Source organism: Phycicoccus sp. Soil803 (assembly GCF_001429685.1).
Taxonomy (GTDB): domain Bacteria; phylum Actinomycetota; class Actinomycetes; order Actinomycetales; family Dermatophilaceae; genus Pedococcus.
In genome coordinates this window covers 1,609,615-1,636,293 of record NZ_LMST01000001.1, presented here as the reverse complement: position 1 = coordinate 1,636,293, position 26,679 = coordinate 1,609,615, and the positions used below count along the sequence as shown (strand labels likewise).

Below are 26,679 nucleotides of genomic sequence, written 5' to 3'. Positions count from 1 at the left end.
ATGTTTCCTTTCGATGGGTACGTAGTGATTGCTGTTGGGCGCGAGATCTGGGGTGTGATCTGTTGGGGGAAGTACTGGGTCTCAGTCCGACTTCCAGCGGTTGAGCAGCACGGCGAGCACAAGGATCACGCCCTGCATGCCTTGCTGGTAGTAGGAGGACACGCCTAGAAGGTTCATTCCGTTCATCACGACACCGAGTAGCAGAACGCCGAGAACAGTTCCGCGGATCGTGCCCACACCACCGAACAGGCTGGTGCCGCCGATGACGACTGCCGCGATGACCTGCAGCTCGTAGCCGGTTCCGGCCACAGGGGCGGCTCCATTGAGGCGGGCGGTGAGCACGACTCCGCCGATGGCCGCCATGACGCCCCCGATTAGGTAGACCGTGAAAAGCACACGAGTGACAGAAATGCCGACCTTCTTGGCGGACTCTTCGTTGCCCCCGACGGCATAGACGTGCGAACCAAACTTGGTCCGGCTGAGGACGAACTCGCAGACCAAGGCAAGTGCGAAGAAGATGATTACCGGGACGGGTATAGGTCCGACGAATCCAGAGCCGAGCCACTCTGCCGGCCCGCTGAGACCACTGACGACCTGTCCCTCGGTGATGACCAGAGCCGCAGTACGGGCGATGGCCATGGTCGCCAGCGTGGCCAGGAAGGGCAGAAGCTTGCCCCACACGATGAGTGCAGAACTGAGGAAACCAACGAGGAGCCCCACGGCCATGCCCGCGATCAGAGGGACAATGAGTGCCGTACCGTCCCGCGGCGCGAGCATGGCGAACACAAGGCCTGCAACGCCGACCACCGAACCGACCGAGAGGTCAATACCGGCTGTGATCATGACGAAGGTCATGCCCAGGGCGATGATGCCGATGATGGAGGACTGGCGGACCACGCTGATGAGGTTGTCGATCGTGAAGAAGTTGGGCGCTGTGAAGGCGAGGAGCGCCACGATCAGGACGAAGAACAGGATGATTCCGTAGTCGCCTACGAACCGTTTCATCTGCGTTGATCGTGAGCCATCGGGGAGGTCGGGTTTGCGCAGCACCGGCAGGATGGTCTTGGTGTCCAGGCTCACGGAACGCTCCATTCGGTCGAGTCGGGCCCGCCTGCGGCGGGCACCGCCTGCGTTGACGTACTGCCGATCAGCCGGCGGCCGGCGTGTACCTCAGCCCCGTCACCGACGAAGTCATCGAGAGTTCCGTGCGAGATCAGGTGCGCGACCTGAGCCTCGGTCACATCGCCCGTGGCGTATCGACCGACCACCTGTCCATGCCGCATGACGGCGAACCGGTCGGCAACGGCGAAGGCTTCATCGAGGCGGTGGGTGATGATGATGACGGCAATCCCAAGATCCTTTAGGCGCTGGGTTACCTCGATCAGCTTGTCGACCTTTGCGACCGACAGGTTGGCGGTCGGCTCGTCCATGATTACGAGCCGGGCGTCGAACGCGAGGGCCCGCCCGATGGCAACAGCTTGACGCTGACCACCAGAGAGCCGCTTGACCTTCAGCCGAGGGTTGATGGGGATGTCGAGCCGCTCCAGAACCCGGGTGGTCTCGACTTCCATCCTCTTGCGGTCGATTACGCGAACGAGGGGCCCCAGGAGGTTCTTCTGCGGCTCACGACCCAGGAAGATGTTGGTTCGGACGTCGAGGTTGTCGGCGAGAGCGAAGTCCTGGTACACCATCTCGATCCCTTTGTCCCGAGATGCCGAAGGCATGTGGAACTCCACACGCTCTCCATCGAGCTCGATCGACCCGCTGTCAGGCTGGTACACCCCCGTCAAGATCTTCATGAGGGTCGACTTTCCGGCCGCGTTGTCTCCGAGCAGCGCGAACGTCTCGCCCGGAAGCACGTCGATGCTCACCCCTCGGAGAGCGGTCACCGCGCCGAATGACTTCGCGACTTCCTTCAGCGCCACCAAGGGTCGAGTGGCGGTTGGTTCGTCCGTCATTTGGTCCTCAATCGTCGTTCGGTCCGTCAGTTCCTGAGTCACGAGGCGCCGCAACCACACGTTGCGACACGACGTCTTCGTCGTGGATGAGGGTGTTGGTCTCGTTATCGGATCCCAGCGTTTCCTTCACCGATGCATTGCGGTAACTGTGAACGTTGGGCCACCACACAGGGTGTGCCAGTTTGAAACACGGCGCAGTCGCGACGCTACGGGTTGAGGCCAGGGGCGTTCGGCCCGCTGGGCGCGCGGCCTTCCGGCGTGTCTGCCCACTGTCCCAGATCGCAGCCCTCCTTGGTCCTCACCCGAGACGCAGGGTTGCGCGGGCGGCCTCATCCGGATGGTTTCGAAGACTTTGCCCGTGTTGGCGTTCGTCGCCAACGTCCCCGATGCGACGGACGGGGTCTACAGCCCAGAGGCGATCTCCGCTTGGGCCGTGCCAGGATGAGCCGTACGCCGGAAGTTCATGTGCCGGTGGATGCCTGGCCCGTGGTCCCAAGAGCGCGGAGGTCGACGACGTCACGCAACGGCTCGCCGACCTTCCAGCGTCGCAGGTTTTCGACGAACCGATCCACCACCCGGCCACGCCATCCAACGAGGTCCCCCGAAGCGTGTGGTGAGACCAAGATGGTCTCGCGGCTCCAGAAGGGACTATCGGACGGAAGGGGCTCCTGCTCGAAGACGTCAAGTGAGGCAGCGCCCAGGTGGCCGCTGTCGATGGCGGCGATAAGGGCCTCGGCGACGACGACCGCGCCACGCCCGACGTTGACCAGGTGTGCACCGGGGCGCATCCGGCCCAGGCGGCTCGCATCGAACATGCCGCGGGTCTGCTCGGTGAGGGGCATCGTCAGGACGACATCGTCGAAGCATGGGAGTAGGTCGTCCAGCTCGGCAAGCGAGTGCACGGTACCGAGTTCCGCGTCGTGACGCGCTGAGCGGCCGACGACGGTCACGTCCAGCCCCGCAGCACGAAGCAGCAGCACCGTCTCGCGCCCCACCGGCCCCGGACCAACGACGAGGGCTCGGCGACCCAGCACGGGTCGTGTTTCACGATGCAGCCAGGTTCGCTGCTGCTGAAGTTCGATGGTTCGGCGGATGTCCTTGGTGAGCATCACGATGACTGCGAGGATCCATTCAGCGATGGGACGCTCGCAGACGCCGCGCGAGTTGCTGACGACTATGTCGCTGTGGACGATAGCGTCGGTAAGCAGCGGGTCCATGCCGATGCTGGAAGTATGGATCCAGCGAAGGTGTCCAGGCCCCACCTCGCGGAGCAACGTGGAGCGGAAGTCGTTGAGGAAGAGAATCTCGGCCTGCTGCTGGGCCGCTCGAAGCTCCTCGACGGTGCGGACCAGGAGGACCTCGGCTTCACCGTTGAGGGCGTCGAGGGGCGGCGCAGGCGACCCCGCGGGGACGACCACAATGGTCTTCGGTCTGGACATGCCTCTCCTGGTCAAGCTCGCAGGTGGATCGGTGACGCCGGTGTCGGTATGGGACTGGAGGTGCTTACCAGCCCCCCTGCCAACCGCTGGTCAGTCCGTATGGCAGTCGCTGCGGCTCTTCGTCGTCGAGCTTGTGCAGGAAGTCAAAGTCGCAGCCTTCATCGGCCTGAGTGACGTGGTCAAGGAAGAGACGGCCGTAGCCGCGGCGGTACCGTGGCTCGGGGGCAACCACGGAGGCCAGCCGCCGAGCGATCTCGTCGTCGGGGACATCGAGGTCGAGACGTTGGCTGTCAACGTCGAGCACAATGATGTCGCCGTCGCGCACCGCCGCGAGTGGACCACCGATAGCTGCTTCGGGTGAGACGTGCAGGATTGTGGTTCCGAACGCCGTGCCGCTCATTCGTGCATCCGAGATGCGTACCAGGTCCCGGATGCCCTTCTTGAGGAGACGCTCGGGGATGGGAAGCATCCCCCATTCCGGCATTCCGGGTGCCCCCTTGGGGCCGGCGTTTCGCAGGACCAGCACCGAGTCCTGGCTGATCGGGAGGTCGGGGTCATCGATACGGCGTCCTAGGTCGTAGATGTCGTCGAACACGACGGCAGGTCCACGATGGGTGAGCAGTTCCGGTGACGCCGCGCTACGTTTGATGACGGCCCCGCGGGGTGCGAGGGAGCCACGAACCACCGCTATGCCACCGGAGGCATCGAAGGGCTTGTCGAGACTGCTGATGACATCACCATCCGGCGCCGCTGCGTGCTCGTAGCCATCCCCCAAGGACCTGCCAGTGACGGTCAGCGCGTCTCGGTGCAGCAGCGGGTCGAGCTCCTTGAGAACCGCTGGGATGCCGCCTGCGTGGAAGAGCTGCTTGATGAGGTGCTCCCCTGAGGGGCGCACGTTTGTGATGCGCGGTGTGCGCTGAGAGATGTCGTGGAACCGCTGTAGCGAGAGTTCGTACCCGACCCGACGAGCCAGAGCCAGCAAATGCACGACTGCGTTGGTCGAACCGCCCACTGCCATCAGGAGAGTGATCGCATTGTCGAAGGCCTGCTCGGTCAATACCTCGCTGGGTTTGGGTCCCTGAGCCAAGGCCATCTCGACCGCCCGACGTCCTGTCGCCTCGGCCGCCGCCGCACGACGGGCATCGATGGCTGGGATTGATGCGGTTCCAGGGAGGCACATGCCAAGCGCCTCCACCAAGGAGGTCATGGTGGAGGCCGTGCCCATCTCGCTGCAGTGTCCCGCGGTGGGCTTCGCGCTCGACTCAAGGTCGTTGAAGTCCGCCTGGGTGATGGTGCCGGCTCTGAGCTCGTCGGCGTACTTCCATGTGTCGGTACCGACCCCGAGCTGGCGACCTCTAAAATAGGCGGGTTCCTGGGGGCCGCCCGTGAGCATGATGGTGGGCACGTCGGCGCTGGCCGCGCCCATGAGCTGGGCCGGGACTGTCTTGTCGCATCCCCCCAGGAGAACGATCGCGTCGAGCGGGTAGGCCCGGATGGACTCTTCGACGTCCATGGCCATGAGATTCCGGAAAAGCATGGCCGACGGCTTCATCAGGCTTTCGCCCAAGGAGATCGTCGGGAATTCCAGCGGCAGACCGCCTGCCATAAGGACACCACGCTTGACTGCTTCGGCGAGGAGGCGGAAGTGGGCGTTGCAGTTGACGAGCTCGGACCAGGAATTCGCGATGCCGACCACGGGGCGGTCCTTGACGGCGAACTGTGAGAAGCCCTCGGACTGAATGGCGGTGCGGTGGATGAAGCCCGTCAGGTCGTGCGGGCCGAACCACCGCTGGCTACGGAGACTGCTGATGCTGGGGTCGGGCATGGTGGTCGGTTCTCCTTTGACGGACTGCGATGGAAAGGCTGTGGGCGTCAGGCCGCAGAGGTACCGCCATCGAGCGCCATGCTGGTCCCTGTTGCGAACGTCCCGTCGAAGGCGAGGAACGAGATGGCGAGAGCGACTTCTTCGGGCTGAGCGAGTCGGTTGAGCGGAACGGTGGCCTCCTTTTCCCGCAAGGAACGCTCGGGATCGGCCTCGTCCAGCCCGCCGCGAAGCATCGGGGTGTCGATTGGTCCCGGACATACCACGTTCACACGAACGATGGGGGCGAGCTCGAGGGCCAGGCCACGGGTGAGCCCGACAACGCCGGCCTTCGCCGCGCAGTAGTGGGCTAAGCCCGCGACGCCCATCGACGCCAGATCGGAGGCCACGTTGACGATCGACCCGCGACCCGCCGCCTTCATGTGCAAGCCGGCTGCTCGTGAAACGAAGAAGGTCCCTGAGAGATTGGTCTCGACAACCTCACGCCATACGGCGTCCGTGAGGTCCTCCAGCGCGGCGAGACTCGCAATGCCTGCGGCGTTGATGGCGACGTCAAGCCCGCCCATGACCTCAATCGCCGCCGATACAGCCGCCTGAACGCTCTCCGAATCGGAGACGTCTACCGCAACCGAGTGCGCAGCCGGGCCGATGTCGCTGGCGACCCGCTGCAGCTGGTCAACGCGACGCCCGAGGAGAGCGACGGTGGCACCTCGGTTTGCGAGGAGCTTCGCTGTCGCCTCTCCCACACCCGAGCTGGCCCCGGTCACGAGGACGCGCGCGCCTTCGACGTCGATTCGGTGCGGTCGGCCATGGTCGCTCATCGGTCGCAGGGCTCCTTAGGCGCTCAGGGGTGGCTTCGGACGAAGTCAGTAGACCAGCGCGACGACATCGGGCGCTGTTCCACATTGACACAACGGGAGTCCCCGAAACCTTCCTACGCTAGGCGGACCACAGGTGCCGCGCCCAGTAGGGCAGTGCTGCCACGTTCAAGACCAAGGAGTCACCCGTGCACCACCAGAACAGCATTGGAGTTGGCCTCATCTCGGTGGGATGGATGGGACGGCTGCACTCCCGTGCCTACCTCGCAACGCGCCAGTTCTATCCGGAGCTGCCCCGTCACCCGGAGCTTGTGATCGCCGCCGACCCGGACGAGCGGGGCCGCGCCCACGCAACGAACGCGCTGGGCTACCGCGAGACCACCGACGACTACCGTGACGTCCTCGCCCACCCTGACGTCGACGTCGTGTCGATCTGCTCACCCAATTACCTGCATCACGAGATCGCCCAGGCAACCATCGCCGCCGGCAAGCACTTCTGGATCGAGAAGCCGATGGGCCGCAACGCCAGGGAGTCGAGGGAGATCGCCGAAGGCGCTGCCGGCGCGGGCCTCCTGACGTCGGTGGGTTTCAACTACAGGCACGCTCCGGCGATCGAGCGGGCCCGTCATCTCATCCGCTCTGGCGCGCTCGGCCGCATCACCAACCTGCAGATCCGGCTGATCACGAGCTACGCCTCTGACCCCACTCAGCCCTTCACCTGGCGCTACGAGGAGGCCCAGGCAGGATCGGGTGTGCTCGGTGACGTGCTCAGCCACGGGTTCGACCTAGCGCAGTTCCTTGTGGCACCCATCAGCTCGGTGCACGCCGTCACTGAGAAGTTCATCCCCCAGCGGGCCCTGCCCGATGGTGGCCTCCGCGACGTCGAGAACGAGGACTACGCGGCGTTGCTGACCCGCTTCGAGGGCGGAGCCGTTGGCATCCTCGAGTCCACCCGAGTGGCCATCGGTCCACACGCGGAGTACATCGTCGAGGTGTACGGCACAAGGGGATCCTTGCGCTGGAACTTCGACCGGATGAACCAGCTCGAGGTGGCCGACGACGGCAGCGGCTACCGCACGCTGATGACCGACGTCACCTACGGGGAGTTCGGCCGATTCCAACCCAACGCCGGCCCAGGTATCGGCTTCAACGATCTCAAGACCATCGAGGCCGCGCTCTTCCTGCGTTCTATCGCGGAGGGTCGCCAGCTCGCCCCGTCGGCAGCCGACGGGTGGTCCGCGTCGGAGATCGTCGACGCGTGCCTCCGAAGCGCCGCTTCGGGCCAGTGGGTCGACATCCCCGCCGTCACGGGAGTCACCACCACTCAGACGTGACCCTGAGGGCGGTCACGGTTCCTGGGTGTGACGGCAAAAGGTGAAGGGGCGGAGATCAACGATCTCCGCCCCTTCAGGCGCGCCAGATGCCCACCGCCCACGGGTGCGCGCCCTACTCGGCGTCGATGCGAACGATTGCACCCTTTTCGGCCGAGCGTCGTGCGGCGTTCGCGAGCAGCAATGCCGCGCGTCCATCGTCGAAGGTCGGGCTCGCCGACACTTCGCCTCTCACCAGCTTGATAAATTCTCGAAGCTCGCCGGCGTAGGCGGCGGCGTAGCGCTCAAGGAAGAAGTCCACGTATGGCGGCTTGGCCTCCACAGCAAGCGAGTTGGAGGCACTGACCAAGCTCGAGGGTGCGTTCGCGACCTGGATCATGCCCCTGGCCCCGTGCGCCTCGATCCGCTGGTCATAGCCGATCACAGTGTGCCGCGAGTTGCTGACCGTGGCGATGCCGCCCGAGGCCGCCCGCAGGATGACCGCAACGGTGTCGTAGTCGCCGTGGGCGCGAGCACCGTCGTCGAAGAGCTGCGCACCGGTTGCACTCACCTCGACGATGTCACCCAGAAAGTGCCGGGCCATATCGAAGTCGTGGATGGTCATGTCGTGAAAGATGCCGCCGGAGACAGCGATGTACTCCGCGGGGGGAGGGCCCGGGTCTCGGCTGATGATCGACAGTTGTTCAAGGCGTCCGATCTCTCCCGCAGTCACCCGGGCACGAGCCTCGGCAAACGAAGGGTCGAATCGCTGATTAAAGCCGATTGCGACCGGAACCGCGCTCCCCGCCACCTTGGTGCGCAGGTTGTCGACCCGAGCGATGTCCAAGTCGATGGGTTTTTCGCACAGGACTGGCAGTCCGGCGTCGATGCACGCCTCGATCAAGGCGAGATGCGTCGGAGTTGGTGAAGCCACCAGTACGGCGTCGATGTCACGGGCGTCGAGCAACTCTTCGGTCGAGTCCGTCGGCTTTCCTCCATAGCGGGCTGCGACACCTTGCGCGCCAGAGAGGTTCGGGTCGGCCACCCAGACGAGTTCAGCGTCAGGTTCTGCGGCGATACCGGCCGCGTGGACCTGCCCAATCCGACCGGTGCCGACCAGCCCAAAGCGCAGCCGCTGTCGAGTCATCTGATGTTCCATCTTGTTGGTATGAGGTGGGGCTGTCTACGCACATGCGGGGGCTGGTGGTGGACTTTCAACCTTCAACTTTCAGCCGGCGAAACGGTAGAGCTTCTTGTTCGCGAACTCGAGCATGCCTACCTTGCCCATCTCGCGGCCGTAACCTGACTTCTTCACGCCGCCGAAGGGGACGTCCGGTCCGCCGAGGCCGCCGGCATTGACGAAGACCATGCCGACCTCAAGCTGGTCACCGACACGCTCTGCACGCACCAGGTCCTCGCAGATGACCACGGAGCCGAGGCCGTAGGGCGAGGAGTTCGCGAGGGCAATTGCTTCTTCATCAGTGGAGACGCGGTAGAGCTGCGCGACGGGGCCGAACAACTCTTCGCTGTACACGTCCATGCTCGGGGTGATGTCTGCCAGGACGCTGGGCGTATAGACGTTGCCCGTCGGTTCGTTGTTGCCGACCAGGACCGTCGCGCCCTGCTCAATAGCATTCTTGACCTGGGCCGTAAGCGTCTTGGTCGCCGAGTCGGACGATAGTGGGCCGAAGTCTCCGCCTTCGTAAGACTGCGCACCGATCGCGGCGGTGAACTTGGCCGCGAACTCATCGAAGTACTGGTCCGCGACCACCATGCGCTTGGAGCCGTTGCAGCTCTGGCCGGTGTTGTCCATCCGCATGGCGACGGCGTGCTTGACCGCGTTGTCTAGGTCGCTGGTGTCGAGGACGAGAAAGACGTCGGAGCCGCCGAGCTCCAGGACGCACTTTTTCAGGGCCCGGCCGGCCTGCTCGGCGACGCTCGCTCCGGCCCGTTCGGATCCTGTGAGTGACACGCCCTGAATCCGATCGTCGGCGATCATCGCCCCGATCTGGTCGTGCGTGGCGAACACGTTGACATAGGCGCCCTCGGGGAAACCAGCGTCGAGGAAGAGCTGCTGGAGAGCCAGCGCGGACTCCGGGCACTGGCTTGCATGGCGCAGAATGACCGTGTTGCCGAGGATCAGGTTGGGCACGGCGAAGCGGGCCACCTGGTAGTACGGGTAGTTCCACGGCATGACGCCGAGGATCACCCCAGTGCCTTGGTAGCGGAAGAAGCTGCGAAGGCCGTCGGCCACCTGGAGCGGCTCATCGGCAAGCCACTCCTGCGCATTGGCGGCGAACGCCGCTGCGATCTTGGCCGAAAAGTCGATCTCGCCGACTCCTTGCTGGATCGGCTTGCCCATCTCGCGGTTGATGATCTCCGCGAGATCGTGCTGGCGTTCGATAAAGAGCTCGGAGAAGCGCTGAGCGAGCGCTGCCCTCTCAGCGACGGTCGTAGAACGGGACCATTGCTGGTACGTGTTGTGAGTGGCCGCGAGGGCGGCTTCGACCTCCTGGTCGGTCGCCTCGGGGTACTCGGCAACGACCTGACCGGTCGCGGGGTCGGTGACGGCAAATGTGCCCATGCTGAACTCCTTGGATCGGGCTGGTGGGGTGGTACCGGCGGCCCCGGGCGCAAACCTGCACTGAGGCCGCCGGCGTGCAACCCCCGGCATGCGACGAGCGGTCAGAAGACCTGGCCGCCAGGGGGGACGGTCGCGCCGTAGTAGCGCTGTGTCTGGCGGCCGGCGCGGTGCTTCTCTCCAGCTTCCAGCGTCTCTGGGCGCTCCGAGGTCATGGCGGCGCCGACGTCCCAGAAGGTGCCGTTGCCAGTTAGGTAGCGCCACGGCTCCGTGTGAGCCACGACGACGGCCGGGCGACCCTCGACGGCGCGGGCCTCGAGCAGGGCGGCCTCGAACTCCGCCAGCGTCCTGGTCGACCAAGCTGCGGCGCCCATGCTCGCGGCGTTCGCGGCGATGTCGACTGGGACGACGGCCCCATCAAGCCGTCCCGTGGCGGCGTTGCGCTCGCGAAGCTGGGTTCCGAACTCGTGCCCCGCTCCGCCCTTGGCGACCTGGAGCGGCCATATGCACTGGTGTCCACTGTTGTCGATCACGACCACGATGATCTTCAGATGCTCCTGAACAGCAGTGATCAGCTCCGTGGGTTGCATGTAGTACGTGCCGTCTCCGATGAGCACGAAGACGTCTCCCGGAGCCTTCGGCCGAGCCAGCCGAGCACCGAGTCCGGCGGGGATCTCGTGGCCCATACAGGAGTTCGCGTACTCGAAGTGGATCTCGGTGCGGTTGGAGGCGTCCCACGCCTTGTGGATGCTCTCGACGACACCGCCGGAGCCGAGCACGAGAGTGTCGTCGGCGCCCGTATGCGCATTGAGGGCTGCCACGACCTGGGCCTGGCTCATGATCTCGCCCGGGAACACCTGCAGATCGTGTGCGAGCCGCTCCGCCGTGGCCTTCTGCGCGGCCGCGATGGCATCGGTATACGACGCCTCGGCGTGGTAGCCCGCGGCGGCGAGCCCCTGATGAATCGCCGTGAGCGACAGCTTCGCGTCGCCGACGACGGGGAAGGAGCCCATCTTGTGCGCATCGAAGGAGTTGACGTTGAGGTGCACGAACCGCACGTCGGGGTTCTGGAACAGCGAGTGCGACGCGGTGATGAAGTCCTGCAGGCGCGTGCCGACGCTGATCACGCAGTCGGTCTGGTCCGCCAGCTGGTCGGCGCCGAAGGTACCGGTCACGCCGAGCCCACCGACGTTGAGTTCGCTGATAGGACCGCTGCCCTTGCCGGCGAAGGTCTCCGCGACGGGAATGCCGAACTCGGCGCTGAACGTCGCGAGCTCGTCGCGCGAACTCGAGTACCGCACGCCGCCACCCGCGATGATGATCGGACGCTTGGCGGAACGGATGATCTCGATCGCGTCGAGGATCTCATCCTCAGCGGCGGGGCGCCGACGGATCGGCCAGATGCGCGGAGCGAAGAAGGTCTCCGGGAAGTCGAACTCGTCGCCCTGCACGTCTTGCGGCAGGCAGACGACGACCGCGCCCGTCTCGACCGGGTCGGTGAGCACGCGCATCGCCTCGGGGAGCGTCGAGAGCAGCTGTGCCGGGTGCGTGATGCGGTCGAAGTAGCGGGCCACCGGACGGAAGCAGTCGTTGGCCGAGACGTCGCGCTCGATGGGGTGCTCGATCTGCTGCAGGACCGGGTCACCCTTGCGGTTGTTGATGATGTCGGCCGGGAACAGCAGGACGGGGAGACGGTTCGTCGTCGCCGTCGCCGCGCCTGTGACCATGTTGGTCGAGCCTGGTCCGGCCGATGCGGTGCAGGCGTAGGTGGCGGCCCGGTTCGTGGCGCGCGCGTACCCGATCGCGGCGTGGACCATGGACTGCTCGTTCTTGCCCTGGATGTGGGGGAAGTCGACGCCGTACTCATCAGCGCCCTGAGCCAGTCCCACCGAGTTGCCATGGCCGAAGATCCCGTACAGCCCGGGAATGAGTCGGCGACGTTCCCCATCCAGCTCGCTGTACTGCACTTGGAGGTACTCGACGACGGCCTGGGCGACGGTACGTCGACGCACGCCGGTGAGGTGGGCCTGGGTTCGGCTGTCGACGGCCGCTGTGCTGCTCATGCAATTGCTCCTCAGTTCATGGATCGACGTCGACGTTCTCGTTCGAGTCGTTCAAGCGCTCAGGGTTTCACCGTGCGGCGGGTCGCAGGTGTGCCAGATTGACACGGGGGCACCTACTCGTGCTCGCTGCCGTCGCCCATTGGCAACGCCTCGATCGCCAGCCACAGCTCGAATGCGTCTCGGTAGCTCTTGAGGTCCTTTGACGTGAGTTGCTCGATCCTCTTCAAGCGGTAGGTCAGGGTGTGCTCGTGGATGAACAGCTGCTCGGCCGCCGGGCGTAGACGGCCTTGGTGCCGGAAGTACACGGCGAGGGTGCTCACCAGTTCCGATCCATTCGCGGTGTCGTACTCCCGAAGCGGGTGCAGGGCCTCGCCGGCCAGGTGGCGCACCGTCTCGAGATCCGGGTTGAGCCACCGTGCCAGGCCGAGCTGCTGTTCCGCGAGTACGACATTCGGTTGGGGAGCTTGCATCGCGACGCTGAGGGACCAGACCGCTTGCCGCCGCATGCGGCGGAGGTCCTCGAGCCCCGTCATTCGGGAACTGACGCCCATGGAGAGTTCGAGATCCGTGACGAGGGCTCGAAGCTCCTCGTCGTTGCACAAGGCGAGCGCCACCAGATGCTCCTGATTGATCAGGAGGTGGGGGATGTCGCGATCTGCCATCCAGTCGCGGACGGTCAGCTCGGTCGGCACGGATCCGTCCGCCTCGGCGCTCACTTCGGCGAAGGCCAGAACCCGCGGGCCAGCTCCGGAGTCCAGGCCGAATGCCACAAAGCGCTTCGCGAGCTCATCGAGGTCCGCGCGCTCATCCAGCGCCTGGGCGAACAGTTCACCTCCCTCTCGGTGCAGTGCTTCGCGACGTCGCTGGTCATCGATCGCGTCGAGCACGGCGAGAGTGCTGACGTGCTGGAGGGCGGCCAGACCTCCAGGTTTGGCGTCTGAGTGCTCCAGGCCCACGAGGTATGCGGTCACGCGGTCGCCCACCACCATGGGGACGATGAAGCCGCCGTCGATGACCTGCAGTTCGGTCGAACCGGCCATCTGGGGGTTGAGCGCGACCCCGGCTGGCACGCGCGGCCATTGGCTCAGGAGCGGTCGCCATGTTGGTGTGAGGACGGACAGGCGGTAGCCGGATACCTTCTCGAGTTGGGCGTAGATGGTCGCCACGTCACCGCCGCGACTGTTGCGCAGCCGTAGCGTCTTGAAGATCTCGAGGTGACGCGACAACCGCCCTCGCGCGGATCGGTCACTCGCGTTCGCAACGAGGTATGACAACTCAATGAACGGAACCTGACGCGGGATCTTCAGCACCGGGAAGTTGCATCGGTCAGCCGCCGCCAGGAGTTCGGGGGTCAGGTCCGGCGAACGCACACTGATGGCGATCCCGGCGAGGCGATACCGGGACAGGCTCTCGATGTACTTGGCTTGTGCAGGGCCGGTCGGCGGAATGCCGAACCCGTTGACGATTAGGAGTTCACCCCCTTCGAGCCATGGCCCGGGCTCAGCGAGCTCGGACGTGTGGGTCCACAGGACGGCGTTCTCTGCGCCGCCGTGGCCTGCCACCATTTCGAGACCCAGGTGGGGCATAGCGATGAGGTCGCCGATCGTGAGGAACTCACGGCCGGTTCCGGGCTCGCCACCCGCCGCCATGGGCCTAGTCGAATCTGTACGGCTCTTGGGGCCCCACCGAGGGCAGCGGCCTGGGCCGTTCGCAGGTGCTCGTGATATCGATGTGGCGGCCGCGGGCGGCGGACTTCTCGAAGGCGAGCAGTATTTCGAGCACGTGGTAAGCGAATGCGCCGCCGGTTCGCGGCTCGAGTCCGTGACGGACGGCATAGCCGAACTCCGCCAGGCCGATACCTCGGTAGGCGTCGTCTCGGTGCGTGAGCGAGGTGGCGCGCCAGTCGCCGCCGCCAGGGGGTGTCATGTCGAGCGCGAGGTCGCGGGGCTCGCCGCGGCGTAGAACTGGAGCACCCGAGAAGTGGTCGGGGTTCGGCGTGGCCAGCGATCCACTTGAGCCATAGATCTCGAGGTGGGGAAGGTTGTGGTTCCAAACGTCCCAGCTGACCATGACGGTGGCGACCCCTCCCGACTCGAACTCGATCGTGCCGGTGACGTGCGTCGGGGTGTTGATTTGGATGACGCCGTCGTACACCCCTGCCGCAGATGGACGCGGACGCGTTTCCGAGGACCTGGGCGCGCTGGCCGCGACACGGCGTGCCGGGCCGAAGAAGTTGATCAGGTTGGTCACGAGATAGGGGCCGATGTCGAGCATGGGACCGGCACCAGGGCTGTAGAAGGGGTCCACGTTGGGGTGCCAGTGCTCGTAGCCACGGCAGGCGAACGACCCGAAGGCGGCCAGGGGTTCACCTATCCAACCGTCGTCGATCAGCTTGCGGCTGGTCTGCATTCCCGACCCGAGAAACGTGGTCGGGGCGGAGCCGACCTGCAGCCCGGCTTGTCCTGCGGCGTCAAGGATCTGCTGTGCCTCCTGCAGCGACGTCGCGAACGGCTTCTCTGACAGCACGTGCTTACCGGCGGCGATGGCTGCGAGCGTCACTGGCACGTGCAGATTGGGCGGTGTCAGGTTCAGGACCAGCTCGATTTCCGGGTCAGCAAGGAGGGCCTCGGGTGACAGAGCCTTCTTGACGCCGTATTCGGTCGCACGTGCGGCAGCCGCCGCGGCGTTGACGTCCGCGAGCGCCGCAATGCTGACTTCCGGGTGAACGCCGATCTTGTCGAGGTACTGGTTCAGGACGTTGCCGACGCCGATGACGCCGACGCGAATGGGATCCATTTGTGTGCTCCGTTGCGGGATGGGTTGGAGGGGTCGAAGGGTGAGGACGCCGCTGGGTGTGCGCGCCGGGGCGCGAGCGCTCAGGGTCGGGCCGCAGCCTTCTCTTCACGAAGCCGCTGGGTCGCGCCGATGTCGACCACGTCTTGGCTGATGACAACGCCGTAGTCGGCCAGCACCGAGCCCGGGGACACCCGGCCTTCGCGCAGGTCGTCCAGCACTGCGTAGACATCCCGCTCGAGGGGGTCGCCATAGCCGCCCCCGCCCGGCGTGATGGACACTACGAGCTCGCCTCGGAGCATGTCGTAGCGTCCTACAACGGGGATCTCCTTGCGGCTGCCGTCGCTTGCGACGACCCATGCCTGCGGAACGGAGCCACCGGCACCGCCGCGCACACCCTTCGGGGGGTTGAACTTGCCCTCGAGCCCGTAGGTGATGGTCAGGTCGTCGTCGCGCGCTTCGATCGTGACTCTTGTCGCGAGTCCACCGCGCTGACGACCGGCGCCACCTGTGTCGGCGACCAACACGCGCTCGTGGATAAGGATCGGGTATCTTTGCTCGTCGACCTCGACGCTGTCGTGGTATAGCAGCGAACCGCAGACCGGGCGCTGATAGGTGGGCCAGCCATCGACATGTGGGGTGGCAGGACCCCCGACTCCCCCCACCAGGATCTGGTTGACGTAAGCGTTGCCGTTGCGCTCATCGATGCCCGAGATGACTGACTTCGCCGGCGCCTGGCCGGTTGCGCCCTCAGCGGTGCCATAGCCGTCCGCGATCTGGGAGAAGGCCGCTTGGACGATATTGACGATTCGGTCCGCCAGGTTCGTGGTACCGGATGAGCAGGAGTAGGGGTGCTGGGGAATGCCCACCGCACACCCCTGTCGTAGCAGCACGTCGAAGCGTCGGAAGGTGCCCGCATTGCTCGGAAGGCTCACCGGCAGACCGGATAGGATGCCTGCCAAGGCCGCGCCCGTGGCCGTGGCTCGGGTGAGGTTCAGGCCGTTGGGGAGGTTGTCCGGGTTGTCGCGCAGGTCGATCGTCACCCGTCCCTGATCCGGCTTCACGGTGATCGTTGCCTGCAGCTTCACCCCGTCGGGGCCGGTGCCGGGGAATGGGTCGTGAGATGACGTGCCGGTCATCTCGAATTCGGGGAGCGTCTCGACCGCGCTAGTGGCCAACCGCTCCGAGTAGTCGAACCATGCATCGACGAAATCGATGAGGGTGTCGGCACCGAACTTCGCTGCGAGCTCGTTGACGCGACGCTCAGCAATTCGCGACGCGCCCACCGAGGCGAGGTAGTCGCCGTACCACTGATCGGGCACGCGGATGCGTGCACGGCACATGCGGATGATGTCGTCGACATCCTGGTGATCGCGCTGAACGCGTACGCACGGAAAGATCAGCGCTCCCTCTTCGTAGACGTCCCGCGCTGTCGGGGAGAACGTCGTCGGAATTGCGTTGCCGCAGTCGGCCTGATGGGCTTTGGTCACTGCGGTGAACAGGTGACGTCCGTCGATGAAGATCGGCACGAGGATGCAGTGGTCGGCCGCGTGCGAGTTGCCCCCGTAAGGGTCGTTGTGCAGGAACGCGTCGCCCTCACGAATGTCATCGTGCAGGGCGATCATGTCCTCGCCCAAGGGGCCTGCACCGAACACGTGGACGGGCACGCCCTCCGCAGCGGCGAGGAGCTGATTGTCGGCGGTAAGGACGGCGCAGGAGAAGTCCCGTGCCGTGTTGATTACTGAGGACCGGGCCGATCGGAGCAGCCCATTCGTCATCTCGCGCACGATGCCGTCGAAGGCATTGGCTAGCACCGAGAGCTTGACGGGGTCGAAGTCGCTGGGCATGTCAGGCCTCCTTACGGGTGAGGTAGATGTTGGAGCGGTCATCGAGTTCGGCGTCCCATTCGGGCGGCACGACGATGGTGGTGGTGGGGAGGTCGATGACGACGGGACCCACCAGCCTGTCGCCGGGCCCGAGGGTGACGCCTCGGTATCGGGGCGTTTCGTACGCCTCGCCGCCGAAAATGATCGAGTCGGTGCGGTGCGACTCCTGCGACCCGGTAGAGCTTTCGGGCTCGCTCAGCTGGTCCGGACGCGGGACTTCCACCCGCACCCCCCAGGTGATGATCTCGACGCGACTCTTCGAGTCGCTCGTCCCATTGCGCCGGTCGTGCTCCTCGTGGAACGCGGCTTCGATCACTCCTGCTGCATCCGACACCTCCGGGGCACGCTCGAGGTGCACACGTAGGTCCCAGGCCTGGCCGGGGTATCGAGCATCGACGAAGTACGTGAACTTCGCCTCGGCTCCGACTCCGTCGAACCGCTCGGCGAACGCCGCCGCCTTGGCCTTCAGGTCAGAAACGGCCCGCGAGGCCGAGGACGAGTCGAAGGACCGTGTGTCGTTGGCGAGGGGCGAGAGGAACTCCGTGGCGATCGGGGCTCGGTGCGCCCCGTACGCGGCGAGCACGCCCGCTGTAGCAGGGATCAGAACGGTTCGTGCCTCGAGCAGTGTGCCGATGGCTGCAGCAACCATGGCGCCGGCTCCGCCGCCGGCAACGATGAGCGCACCCCGCGGATCAACGCCGTGCTCCAAGGCGGCCTGACGGATGGCGGTGGCCATGTGGTTGGCTGACACGTCAAGGATGGCCTGAGCAGCCTGCCGCAGCGTCATTCCGAGCGGACGAGTCACGCGGGACGTGATCGCTCGCTCGGCCGCGTCCCTGTCCAGGACGAAACCACCCTCGAACCCAGCCGCGTCGAGGTATCCGAGTACCACGCAGGCGTCAGTCACAGTCGGCTCTTCGCCACCGCGGCCATAGGCAGCGGGGCCGGGCGTGCTGCGGGCACTCTGCGGCCCGACGCGCAGCAAACCGCCCCCGTCGATCCAAGCGATGCTGCCCCCGCCGGCGCCGATACTCGACACCGCCACGGAGGACAAGCCCGTCAGGTGGCCGACGAACGGCTCCCCGAGCCACGACTCGCGCGTGTGTCGCACGACGCCGCTTTCGACAAGGGATACGTCGAAGGTGGTGCCGCCCATGTCGCATACGACGACCGTCTCCTGGTCAGGTGCGGCGGCGGCGCCCACGAGGGGCGCCATCGACGGTCCTGAGTTCAGCAGGAGCACCGGCCTGTCGAGGACATCGGCGACGTCAAGCACTGCGCCCTCCGACGTGACCACGAGTAGGTCTCCAGCGAAACCGAAGGTGAGGAGGTCGGCGCGCAGGTTTCCGAGGTGGTCAGCCATGAGGGGCTTCAGCGAAGCATCGATCGACGCGGCCGACGACCGGCGGTACTCACGGATGGTGGGATTCGCGTCGTGGGACAGCGTGTATGGGACTCCGGGAAGGATCTCCTCGATGAGCTCCCCGAGCCTCGTCTCGTGAACGTCGTTGATGATCGACCACAGCAGCGAGACGGCGACCGCCTCGACGTTCTGCGCGGCCAGCCCCTGAAGCGCCCGGCGCGCCTGATCATCGTCGAGGGCCTCCAGGATCTCACCCTCGGCGTTGATACGCTCGGTGATCTCGTACGTGAGGTGGCGCGGAATGTACGGGCCAGGGTAGGCCGCCTTCGAGTCGAACGCGTCCCGGCGGCCACCTTCGCGCAGAAGGAGGGTGTCGGCGAACCCCTCGGTGACGAGTAGGGCGGTCTTTGCCACCTTGCCCGTCAGGACCGCGTTCGTCGCGTGCGTGGTCCCGTAGACGATCACGTCCGCCTTGCTGAGCACGTCGTGTCCGTCCCACCCGACCGACTCCGCCGCACGACGCACGGCAGCCTCGAACCCGGTGAAGACGCGGTCGTACGTCGTCAGGGCCTTGCCGACGGCCATCTGGCCGCCGTCGGACCCGACTACGACATCCGTAAAGGTTCCGCCCGTGTCGACCGCGATGCGGTACCGGGTGGTTCCGGGCGTGGAAGCGATAAGCTCAGTCATCTGTAGTCCAACTCTGTGTCGTGCGATCTGCGGGGGATGTCTCGTAAGCAGTGAGGGGGTTGCTGTCAGGCTGGTCCGACGCGGTTGCGCAGCAGGCCGACCCTCTCGACCTCGACCTCGACCTCGTCTCCGGGGTTGAGCCACATGGGAGGCGTGCGCTTGGCTCCAACGCCTTGGGGAGTACCCGTGGCGATGACGTCACCCGGCTGGAGGGTGAGGAAGCTGGACAGGTAGGCGATGATCCGCGCGATGGGGAAGATCTGGTGCCGGGTGTTCGATCGCTGCATCTCGGTGCCGTTGACTCTGGTCACCAAGTCGAGGTTTTGCGGGTCGCCGACCTCATCGAGCGTGACGAGGGCAGGACCCCATGGTGTGGAGCGGTCAACGGACTTCCCGGCCAGCCACTGCGTTCCTCGGTATTGCAGATCGCGTGCGGTGATGTCATTCAGCGGCGCCAGGCCGGCCACGTAGTCCAAGGCCTCATCCTCCGAGACGCGGCGTGCCGTGCGCCCGATGACGACTGCGACCTCCCCTTCGAAGTCGAGGTTTGCCGTGATGTCGGACCCCTCGATGTGATCCTCCGGACCGACCATCGTCGAGGCGAACTTGGCGAAGACGTCCGGGAACTCGGGCAGCGCGCGGCCGGTCTCGGCTACGTGGTCCTTGTAGTTCAGTCCTACGCACAGAACCTTCGCGGGGTCTGGGACCGGCGAAGTCAGGTGCACGTCCGAGAGTTGGCCGACGCGCGCGGCGTCCCTCACTTGGACCAGCTCGTCGATCTTCGCCGAGAGCTCGGCGAGTTCGTGGCCACTCGCGTCGAGGAACTGGCGGACGGTGCCCCCGCGCACACTGTCCGTATCGTCGAGGAGCCGCCACAGGTCGTAGACCACATCGCCGACGAGCACGCCCGCTCGCGTTCCTGACGGGTGCGTGTAGGAGACGATCTTCATCTGAGTGCCTTCTTCCGTCAGCCGCGAGGGGCGTCGTGGGCGACGGCCAGGACAGCATCAGCCAAGCGATCAGCGATGTCATCGACGACTGCGGCATCCATCGGCGTCGACAGCGACAGCAGGTTCGCCGGGGACCCGAGCAGCCCTCGCTTGTAGGACTCCCACCACAGCCGATGCTGAACGTCCTCGGCGACCTTTTCCGCGCCGGACGGAACGGCGCGCAGCAGGGAGCCGCTCCCACGGATCTCCCAGCCAGCGCTGGCGACTCGATCATTCACCGACCGACGTGCGCCGTCACCCAGCTCGTTCAGGCGCTGGATTTCCGTCTCAGGGTAGAGACGCAGGGCAACGGCACCGGCCGCCATGCTCACCGGGTTCCCGGAGAAGGTGCCGCCGTGCGGCAGGCTGCCGGTCCGTGTTGGGTCCACCTCGGCCATGAGCGCCTCCAGGCCGACAACAGCGCCAACGGCGAAGCCTCCCCCGATGGTCTTCCCCGTGGTCAGCAGGTCCGCTTCGACGCCGTACTCGCCGCTGAAACCGTTGAGGCCCAACCGGATGCTGATGACCTCATCGATAATGAGGACGACCCCGTGCTTCGTTGCGAGGTCGCGGGCCGTTTGCACGAACTCCTCGGTGATCCTCAGCAGACCGGCCCGGTTCGGGAGCAGATCCAAGATGATGGCCGCGTAGGCGTCTGGCTCCGACTCGATCGCCCGACGGAGGGCGGTGCTGTCGTTGAGCGGCACTGGGGTGACATCCTCAATGACACCCCGAGGTACTCCCCGCGTGTAACTCGGGCCACCCGGCACGAGCGCGACATCCGAGGTGCCGTGGTACCCGCCCTTCGTAACGACGACCCGCTCCCGGCCAGTGCTGGCCCGCGCGATGCGAATCGCCGACATAACTGCTTCGGTGCCCGAGTTGGTGAAGCGCACCTGGTCAAGGTGCGGAAGGCGGCCAAGAAGCAACTCCGCCAACTCCCACTCGTACAGGTTCGGGATCCCCCAACTGGCTCCTGACGAGAGAGCCGTGAAGGCTGCCTCTGTGATCGCGGGGTGCGCGTTTCCGTGGATGAGCGACGTGAAGTTGTTGTTCGCGTCGATCAGCTCATGGCCACGGTCGTCCCAAACCTTGTATCCCTCGCCGCGGACGGCGTATGGGCTCGGCTGACCCGTGTAGTAGGTGGAGCGACCGTAACCTCCAGGCAGCAAGGGGTAGCCGCGAGGTCCTCGGCGCAGGTGAGGATCTCCTACTGAGTCGTTGCCAGCGGCCTCGTTAGTCGCAGACGTCGTTGTCACTTCGTTTTCTCCAGGTTCAGTTCACGAGATCGATGAGGGGCTGTCCGGTGAGGGCCAGCCGCGCCCGTGCCACGGCGCCCTCTTGCAGGGCACCAGTCGAGCGGTTCGAGCGCCAGGCGATGTGCGGGGTAAGGATGGTGTTCGGCGCCGAACGGAGCGGGTGGTCGGCGGCCAAGGGCTCTTGGGAGAAGGTGTCGATGCCTGCGCCGGCGATGTGGCCGGAAACGAGGGCTTCGGCGAGTGCCTCCTCGTCAATCAACCCTCCGCGGGACACGTTGACGATGACCGCGCCCTTGCGCATGCGCTCCAACACATCTGCGGAGACGAGGTGCCAGGTGTCGTCGTTGAGGGGCAGGTGCAGCGAGATGACGTCCGACTCTTCCAGGATGCTGTCCAGGCTCGCGAGCTCGACTGGTGCCTCCGTGACCAACGGGTCGTATCCGCGGACCTGCGCGCCGACGGCGGAAAACATCCGCGCGACGTGCTGTCCGATGCGTCCGAGCCCGACGACCCCGACCTCGAGTTGGGAGAGCACCGGGGTGTCGTAACCGATGATGCCGGCCCAAGCGTTGTCGCGAATGGCGGCGTCCCCGGCTGGGATCCGGCGGGCGAGCGTCAGGGCCATGGCGAAGGCGTGTGAGGCGACTTCCTCGGAGGCGGTACCTGGCACTATCGCGACGGGGATGTGCGCCTGGGCCGCGGCGGCGACGTCGATATTGTCGTAGCCCATGCCGTAGCGGATGACCGCACGGCACTTGGTCATCACGGGGAACTCCTCGGCGGTCAGCCGCGCGTACGGGGTGACCATCACGATCTCGGCCTGAGGAAGTCCTGCGCGGAACGCGTCGACATCGGGAGCCGCGACAAGCTCGTACTCGAGCTCGTCGGCGAGCGCACGCTCGCGGTTGAGATCCGGGAAGTGGTGGGGAGCCACCAGAATGGTCCCCTGGCCGTCGCCGCTCATGTTCTGTCGTCCTGTTCGTTTTGTGGTCTGACGGCGCCGCGTGGCGGCGACTTGAGGTCAGGCTTCGTTCTGCCCCCGGGGCCGTCTTGCAGGGGCTCTTGGGGACTTTCCTCAAGTAGAGCGCGGGTGGAACGGCAAAGTCCGTGCCAGATCGGTACACCCACGCCACTGCATCCGGGCATGACGAATCGACCCGACGAGCAGGATGGGAGAGGGCGCCGGGCTCCTACAGCTCGAAGCCGCGACCGCGGAAATAGTCCATTCGCCGGTAAAGGGTGGAGCGTCCTATCTCAAGGATCTCGGCCGCGAGCCGGCGGTTGCTGCCGGCCTCGCGAAGGGCTCGGCGGATCTCGGCGAGTTCGACGTCCTCCAGTCGCGACAGTCGTCCGCTCGTTAGCTTGCGGTGCAGCCCCGGACAGAGGTCGTCTTCATTCACCTCGATGCCGCGGGCGCGCTCGGCCGCGTCCATCACGACGTGACGCAACTGGCCTATGTTTCCCGGCCAGTCGGCATTGGTCAGGGTCGTCACTAGCTTGCGGGAGAGACGTCGCTCCCCCACGTCGGTGGCCATGGCGTTGGCCAGCAGCGCGATGTCCTCGCGCCGGCGTCGAAGGGGCATCACGGGGATCTCCATCGCCTCGCAGGCGTCCGTGATGACCTGGACGACATCCGTCGAGGCTTGGGCTGTGAGGACAACGGTGGTGCGCGTATGGCTACGTAGGTGCGCGGCGAGGGCGCGAGCCTGCACAGCGCTGAGTTCGTCGGCGTGGGCGAGCAGGAGAGCACGGGACGCATCGCTGGATTCGTGTTGAGCCTGCTCTACTACCCCGGCAACACGGGTCGCGGCGTCTCGCGCATCGATTCGGATGACGTATTCCTGGAACGCTGCGATCGCCTCCGCCAAACATCGTTTGCCGCTTCCCGGCTCGCCGATGATGACTACGGATCGGTGTCGCTCGATCGCGAACTGCGCCGCGGCCAGAGCACGCTCGAATGCGACGCTCTGCCCGTGCAGCCGCTTCCTCAACCGCTCGTTGGCCGTGGGATCGCTGGTTGCGGACTCACTGATCGCAGGCGCGCCGACCGTCGAAGTCTGCGCAACGACCGCGTCTCGGCCGCGCAGGCCTGTTCGAGGACGCACCACCGCAACCGCCCCGAACTGGTTCGGCTGCAGGGCAATCGGTGAGATTTCGATGGTGGACACACCAGTGCCGGCCAGCATCACCTCGACGTTGGTGGCAGCGCCGGACGTCAAGACCCCGGTCGCATAGCCATTGAGGATCGCCAGATCTGCACCCTGCAAAGTGGTCATTGCCGCGGAGTTCATGAAGGAGTGCTTTCCGTCGGTGGCCACCACGGCGGCGACGCCACGCCGCCGTGACGCGGTGAGGTACTCGCGAAGGAGGGCGCGCTCTCGAACGGAGATCCGGGTCTCGATCTCACGTTCGACGCGAGAGGCGATGCCCTCGAGCATCAGCAGTGTGGACGATGGGTCGAGGTCACGGACCCGGCTTGCCGGGAAGGTGAGCCCGATGACGCCGCGAACGCGGTTGTGGAGGGGATCGCGCACGAGCGATGCGAAGCACCAGTTGCCCCACATGTCCTCGCGATAATGCTCTTCCGGTGCCAGCCAGACTCCGCGCCCTTCCTCTAGCGCCATGCCCTCACCATTGCTCCCGCAGCTCGCTTCGAGAAGCGAGTAGCCGTCGGGGAAGTCCTCGACCTGGCGCAGGTAGCTGGGGTTGACCAAGGTGCCGTTTGGGGCCGTCAGGCTCACATACCCACCGATGTCCTTAGCAATCTCATCCAACCGGCGCAGGTGCGGCTCTGCGATGAGCACGGTCGGTTCGTCGACCCGGCCTTCCTCGAGGTAGCCCTTGTCGATGTGAGGCACCACTCCCGCCGCCCGACTTCTACGCCACGAGCGCGCCACCGAAGGACGAACGCCAGTGAGGTCGTCCGATTCGTGGCTTTGGAAGCGGTCCCGAATCTGGGCAACAGTGCGGCCAGCGTGAGACCGATCAGGAAGGGCTGCGACAGACACCATGGCGACTCCTAGTGGTTTTGCTGCGCCCCAACCTAACAGGTGTTAGGTTGGTTGTGTCTAGTGGATATACCCAAAAAGTTGGTCTCGAATTGGGGCTTTGATCAAGGTCGCCCTTCTTGACCCGCGCGAGAATTACGTTTGTCAGGAGGAACCACCAGACAAAATCTGCCGGGCAAGCCCGGGCTGGACGACCTAGGCCGCAACTGGGCGGCAGCCGACTCAGCGCGACACACCCCGCATCGATCGGTTTGTTCCGAGGCACCGGCGACCGGTGTAATCGACCTCCGCATCCGTCGATGATCGTCAGTAGACCGCGCAGCTGCTGGAGAGCCATCAAGGCTCTTGCCCTGTCTGCAATAGGTCTCCGTGTCGGCAGACACGTCCGAGTCGCCTGGCGGGACGGCGGGTCGTGCCCGATCCCGGCTGCGCCTACTTGATAGGCACCGCGTCGCACGTGCCCGACCCTGCGGTTCCGGCCGTTCCCGGACCGCCACTAGCCCAATATCTACGGCAGGCCGTCCCGCGGGGTTAAGCGGTAACCCTCACCTTCAGAGTCACCTCTGGGCATGACTCCCGCGAGTCCGACGATGCCCATGCAGAGCAGCGCCGGCACGACCATCGCGTGATGGAGGCCGATGCGACTGACGAAGAAGCCCATAACAGCCGGTCCGACGAGGAAGGCGGCGTAGCCAAAGGTGACCACAATGGCAAGAACTCGCCCTCCCCCGGCGTGCCCGGCGACGGCATAGACCTGGGGCGCGATCATCCCCACTCCTAGTCCGACGAGCAGCCAACCGATGATCAGTGGAGCGAGCCCGCTCACCAACGTGACGGCCAGGTAACCGACGCCCGCACAGCCCCCGCCGAACCGAACGACGGCGCCTCGGCCGAAGCGCTCAACAAGTCGATCACCCACCAAGCGGATTAGGACCATGGTGCCACTCACGGCCACGAATCCGAGGGCGCCTGTTGTGCTGTCAACCTGCGCGACTTCTGTGACCTGTAGCGAAGACCAGTCGTACGCTGTGCCCTCGGCCAAACCGAATCCCACTGCCATGAGCGCCAGCAGCCAGGCGACGTTGGGGATTCTGGTGCGCATACCGTCAACACGATGGCGAATGACTGCTGTCGGGGGTGCAATGACGCAGGCGACGGCGAAAGCAGCGAATGCGGCAAATGCCATCAATAGCATGAGCGGCATGACAATAGCCGGACCGTTGCGACCGCTCAGAGTCGCCAAGAGCACCACGCAGCCAGCGCCTGCGAAGCTGCCGACGGACCAAAGGGCATGGAGGAAGCTCATGACCGGGCGCTGTCGTGCTCCTTCGACCTGCACTCCAAGGGCGTTCATCGCCATGTCCAACGCCCCGTTGCCCAGTCCAAGGAGGACGGCCCCGAGCACCGCGACAACATACGTTGTGGCGAACGCGAACGCGACCGGCGCCGCGATTAGAAGGGGTAGGGACCCGAGGGCGACTTGGCGTGCGCCGATTGAATCAGCAAGTCGTCCCCCAATCTGCATTGAGATGATCGCCGACAAACCAGCTGCACCAAGCAGGAAGGCAATCTGCGTCGAGTCGATCTCAAGCCGAACCCGAATCGAGGGTAGTGCGCCGCCGTAGCCACCGACCACCATGCCATTGACGGCAAAGAGGAGCGCGACCGCAACGAGGGATCTGGTGCTCGCAAGGCACGCGGCAAGGCTTTGCGCCTTTGGAGTTGGCGCTGGCGTGTTGATCATCTGGCGCATCCTTGTGCGGCGCGAAAGGGCTGGATGCTTCACTCTTTCAAGCGGTGTACAGGGTTGTGTCGCCAGGATCACGACACCGGCCACCTTGCCTTCGTTTCCGCCGTTCGCCGTCCTCGCCTTACGGGCGCAGATCGGTCCCAGAAGACCGACGACGCCCGCTTGCGGACTGTCACTGGAACCGCCTCAAACTACAGCACGATTGGGCGTCGACAACTACCTTCGATCAGCACGGTCGCTTCTCAACCGGCATGTGCGAGTGTGCATACGGGCTGCGCCCAGGTGCAATCGGTCGAGGTCGCAAGCACGTCTCGACAAGAGCCCGTGCCAGCGCAAGCCTCGATGGCGTGAGCACGCCTAGTCCGTCTCAGGCCCGTTGCAGTAGCGGCAGTCGGGCTCACACTCATGCGAGTCCATGGTCACCTCTCCTTGTCAGATTCATCGAACCCGAATCCTCATCCCCGCGAGGTCTCGACGACGTGCCTCTCGCATGGAATGGGCAAGCCGAGGAGACTCGAGCGCTGAGGCACGGGGCGACGTTTTGTCGCGACTGTGGCCCAACGGGTTGCTCGATGTGAGCATGCAGACGAAAGCGGACTACGAGCTGGCCGCAGGTTTGCAGACCGGCGTCCGAAGTTGCGATGCTCAGGTATCGACGTGCGAGGCACGCGAGGCCGCGCCTCGGATCGCGGTCTCCGAGTACCACTGCGCGATGGGCATGTTCTTGTACCCAACAGCGCGGCAGTAGTCGTCACGAACAGCGCGAAGGAACCGCCAGACGCGGTTCGCTTGTGATGCGGACGAGCTCTCATGAACGTCATTCATGTGGTTACCTCGATCTTCAGGCCGCGAACTCGCCAACGTAACCGTGGCATTCTCGGCAACTGCCTAACGCACGTTAGTTAGGCATCTCCGAGTGTGACACTTGAAGAACGCGAGCGCAATGCTCC

Annotated in this window: 18 protein-coding genes; 1 reads left to right on the top strand and 17 read right to left on the bottom strand. The window is 65.4% G+C overall.

Annotated features, from left to right (window positions below; all coding sequences use genetic code 11):
* Positions 1-81: 81 nt before the first annotated feature.
* From ASG95_RS07495 to ASG95_RS07475, 5 genes are all read right to left on the bottom strand, one after another.
* Positions 82-1,080 (bottom strand): ABC transporter permease, encoded by a 999-nt coding sequence (locus ASG95_RS07495; RefSeq protein WP_235543579.1) that lies wholly within the window; start codon positions 1,078-1,080, stop codon positions 82-84.
* A complete protein-coding gene (locus ASG95_RS07490) occupies positions 1,077-1,925 on the bottom strand; it encodes an ATP-binding cassette domain-containing protein (RefSeq protein WP_235543576.1) in 849 nt (282 codons plus the stop codon). The genes ASG95_RS07495 and ASG95_RS07490 overlap by 4 nt, the downstream gene beginning before the upstream one ends.
* A gap of 494 nt (positions 1,926-2,419) precedes the next feature.
* A complete protein-coding gene (locus tag ASG95_RS07485; protein ID WP_057377073.1) occupies positions 2,420-3,397 on the bottom strand; it encodes a D-2-hydroxyacid dehydrogenase in 978 nt (325 codons plus the stop codon).
* A gap of 64 nt (positions 3,398-3,461) precedes the next feature.
* On the bottom strand, positions 3,462-5,222 hold the full coding sequence (locus tag ASG95_RS07480; protein ID WP_057377072.1) for an IlvD/Edd family dehydratase: 1,761 nt from the start codon (positions 5,220-5,222) through the stop codon (positions 3,462-3,464).
* Positions 5,223-5,269: 47 nt separating this feature from the next.
* Positions 5,270-6,040, bottom strand: a complete 771-nt coding sequence (locus ASG95_RS07475) for an SDR family NAD(P)-dependent oxidoreductase (protein WP_057377071.1) — start codon at positions 6,038-6,040, stop codon at positions 5,270-5,272.
* 185 nt (positions 6,041-6,225) lie between these two features.
* On the opposite strand from ASG95_RS07475, the gene ASG95_RS07470 reads away from it, so the two are divergent.
* Complete coding sequence (locus ASG95_RS07470; protein WP_082592417.1) at positions 6,226-7,371, top strand: Gfo/Idh/MocA family protein; 1,146 nt, start codon at positions 6,226-6,228, stop codon at positions 7,369-7,371.
* 112 nt (positions 7,372-7,483) lie between these two features.
* Here ASG95_RS07470 and iolG read toward each other — a convergent pair whose 3' ends face one another.
* The 12 genes from iolG to ASG95_RS07410 form a co-directional block, all read right to left on the bottom strand.
* A complete protein-coding gene (iolG, locus tag ASG95_RS07465) occupies positions 7,484-8,494 on the bottom strand; it encodes an inositol 2-dehydrogenase (RefSeq protein ID WP_057377070.1) in 1,011 nt (336 codons plus the stop codon).
* A gap of 81 nt (positions 8,495-8,575) precedes the next feature.
* Complete coding sequence (locus tag ASG95_RS07460; protein WP_057377069.1) at positions 8,576-9,931, bottom strand: aldehyde dehydrogenase family protein; 1,356 nt, start codon at positions 9,929-9,931, stop codon at positions 8,576-8,578.
* Between the two features lie 101 nt (positions 9,932-10,032).
* Positions 10,033-11,991: a 3D-(3,5/4)-trihydroxycyclohexane-1,2-dione acylhydrolase (decyclizing) gene (gene iolD, locus ASG95_RS07455; protein ID WP_057377068.1), complete on the bottom strand. Its 1,959-nt coding sequence runs from the start codon at positions 11,989-11,991 to the stop codon at positions 10,033-10,035.
* A 113-nt stretch (positions 11,992-12,104) separates the two neighbouring features.
* Positions 12,105-13,640, bottom strand: a complete 1,536-nt coding sequence (locus ASG95_RS07450) for a PucR family transcriptional regulator (RefSeq protein ID WP_057377067.1) — start codon at positions 13,638-13,640, stop codon at positions 12,105-12,107.
* A 4-nt stretch (positions 13,641-13,644) separates the two neighbouring features.
* Entirely contained in the window at positions 13,645-14,787 is a 1,143-nt protein-coding gene (locus ASG95_RS07445; protein WP_057377066.1) for a Gfo/Idh/MocA family protein, read from the bottom strand.
* A gap of 80 nt (positions 14,788-14,867) precedes the next feature.
* Positions 14,868-16,631: a hydantoinase B/oxoprolinase family protein gene (locus tag ASG95_RS07440; protein ID WP_057377065.1), complete on the bottom strand. Its 1,764-nt coding sequence runs from the start codon at positions 16,629-16,631 to the stop codon at positions 14,868-14,870.
* A gap of 1 nt (position 16,632) precedes the next feature.
* Positions 16,633-18,723, bottom strand: a complete 2,091-nt coding sequence (locus ASG95_RS07435; RefSeq protein WP_057377064.1) for a hydantoinase/oxoprolinase family protein — start codon at positions 18,721-18,723, stop codon at positions 16,633-16,635.
* A 65-nt stretch (positions 18,724-18,788) separates the two neighbouring features.
* Positions 18,789-19,673 carry a fumarylacetoacetate hydrolase family protein gene (locus ASG95_RS07430; protein WP_057377063.1) on the bottom strand — a complete coding sequence of 295 codons (885 nt, stop codon included), beginning with the start codon at positions 19,671-19,673 and terminating at the stop codon, positions 18,789-18,791.
* Between the two features lie 17 nt (positions 19,674-19,690).
* Positions 19,691-20,884 carry an aspartate aminotransferase family protein gene (locus ASG95_RS07425; protein ID WP_235543568.1) on the bottom strand — a complete coding sequence of 398 codons (1,194 nt, stop codon included), beginning with the start codon at positions 20,882-20,884 and terminating at the stop codon, positions 19,691-19,693.
* 103 nt (positions 20,885-20,987) lie between these two features.
* Entirely contained in the window at positions 20,988-21,935 is a 948-nt protein-coding gene (locus tag ASG95_RS07420; protein WP_057377061.1) for a C-terminal binding protein, read from the bottom strand.
* Positions 21,936-22,161: 226 nt separating this feature from the next.
* A complete protein-coding gene (locus tag ASG95_RS07415; RefSeq protein WP_235543567.1) occupies positions 22,162-23,829 on the bottom strand; it encodes a helix-turn-helix domain-containing protein in 1,668 nt (555 codons plus the stop codon).
* Between the two features lie 658 nt (positions 23,830-24,487).
* Positions 24,488-25,723 carry an MFS transporter gene (locus ASG95_RS07410; protein WP_057377059.1) on the bottom strand — a complete coding sequence of 412 codons (1,236 nt, stop codon included), beginning with the start codon at positions 25,721-25,723 and terminating at the stop codon, positions 24,488-24,490.
* Between the last annotated feature and the right edge of the window lie 956 nt (positions 25,724-26,679).

What these genes read in the sequence shown, in the direction of transcription:
- ASG95_RS07485 (WP_057377073.1), bottom strand. Translation starts at nt 3,397, where the DNA reads ATGTCCAGACCGAAGACCATTGTGGTCGTCCCCGCGGGGTCGCCTGCG.
- ASG95_RS07480 (WP_057377072.1), bottom strand. Translation starts at nt 5,222, where the DNA reads ATGCCCGACCCCAGCATCAGCAGTCTCCGTAGCCAGCGGTGGTTCGGC.
- ASG95_RS07475 (WP_057377071.1), bottom strand. Translation starts at nt 6,040, where the DNA reads ATGAGCGACCATGGCCGACCGCACCGAATCGACGTCGAAGGCGCGCGC.
- iolG (WP_057377070.1), bottom strand. Translation starts at nt 8,494, where the DNA reads ATGACTCGACAGCGGCTGCGCTTTGGGCTGGTCGGCACCGGTCGGATT.
- ASG95_RS07460 (WP_057377069.1), bottom strand. Translation starts at nt 9,931, where the DNA reads ATGGGCACATTTGCCGTCACCGACCCCGCGACCGGTCAGGTCGTTGCC.
- iolD (WP_057377068.1), bottom strand. Translation starts at nt 11,991, where the DNA reads ATGAGCAGCACAGCGGCCGTCGACAGCCGAACCCAGGCCCACCTCACC.
- ASG95_RS07450 (WP_057377067.1), bottom strand. Translation starts at nt 13,640, where the DNA reads ATGGCGGCGGGTGGCGAGCCCGGAACCGGCCGTGAGTTCCTCACGATC.
- ASG95_RS07445 (WP_057377066.1), bottom strand. Translation starts at nt 14,787, where the DNA reads ATGGATCCCATTCGCGTCGGCGTCATCGGCGTCGGCAACGTCCTGAAC.
- ASG95_RS07440 (WP_057377065.1), bottom strand. Translation starts at nt 16,631, where the DNA reads ATGCCCAGCGACTTCGACCCCGTCAAGCTCTCGGTGCTAGCCAATGCC.
- ASG95_RS07435 (WP_057377064.1), bottom strand. Translation starts at nt 18,723, where the DNA reads ATGACTGAGCTTATCGCTTCCACGCCCGGAACCACCCGGTACCGCATC.
- ASG95_RS07430 (WP_057377063.1), bottom strand. Translation starts at nt 19,673, where the DNA reads ATGAAGATCGTCTCCTACACGCACCCGTCAGGAACGCGAGCGGGCGTG.
- ASG95_RS07420 (WP_057377061.1), bottom strand. Translation starts at nt 21,935, where the DNA reads ATGAGCGGCGACGGCCAGGGGACCATTCTGGTGGCTCCCCACCACTTC.
- ASG95_RS07410 (WP_057377059.1), bottom strand. Translation starts at nt 25,723, where the DNA reads ATGATCAACACGCCAGCGCCAACTCCAAAGGCGCAAAGCCTTGCCGCG.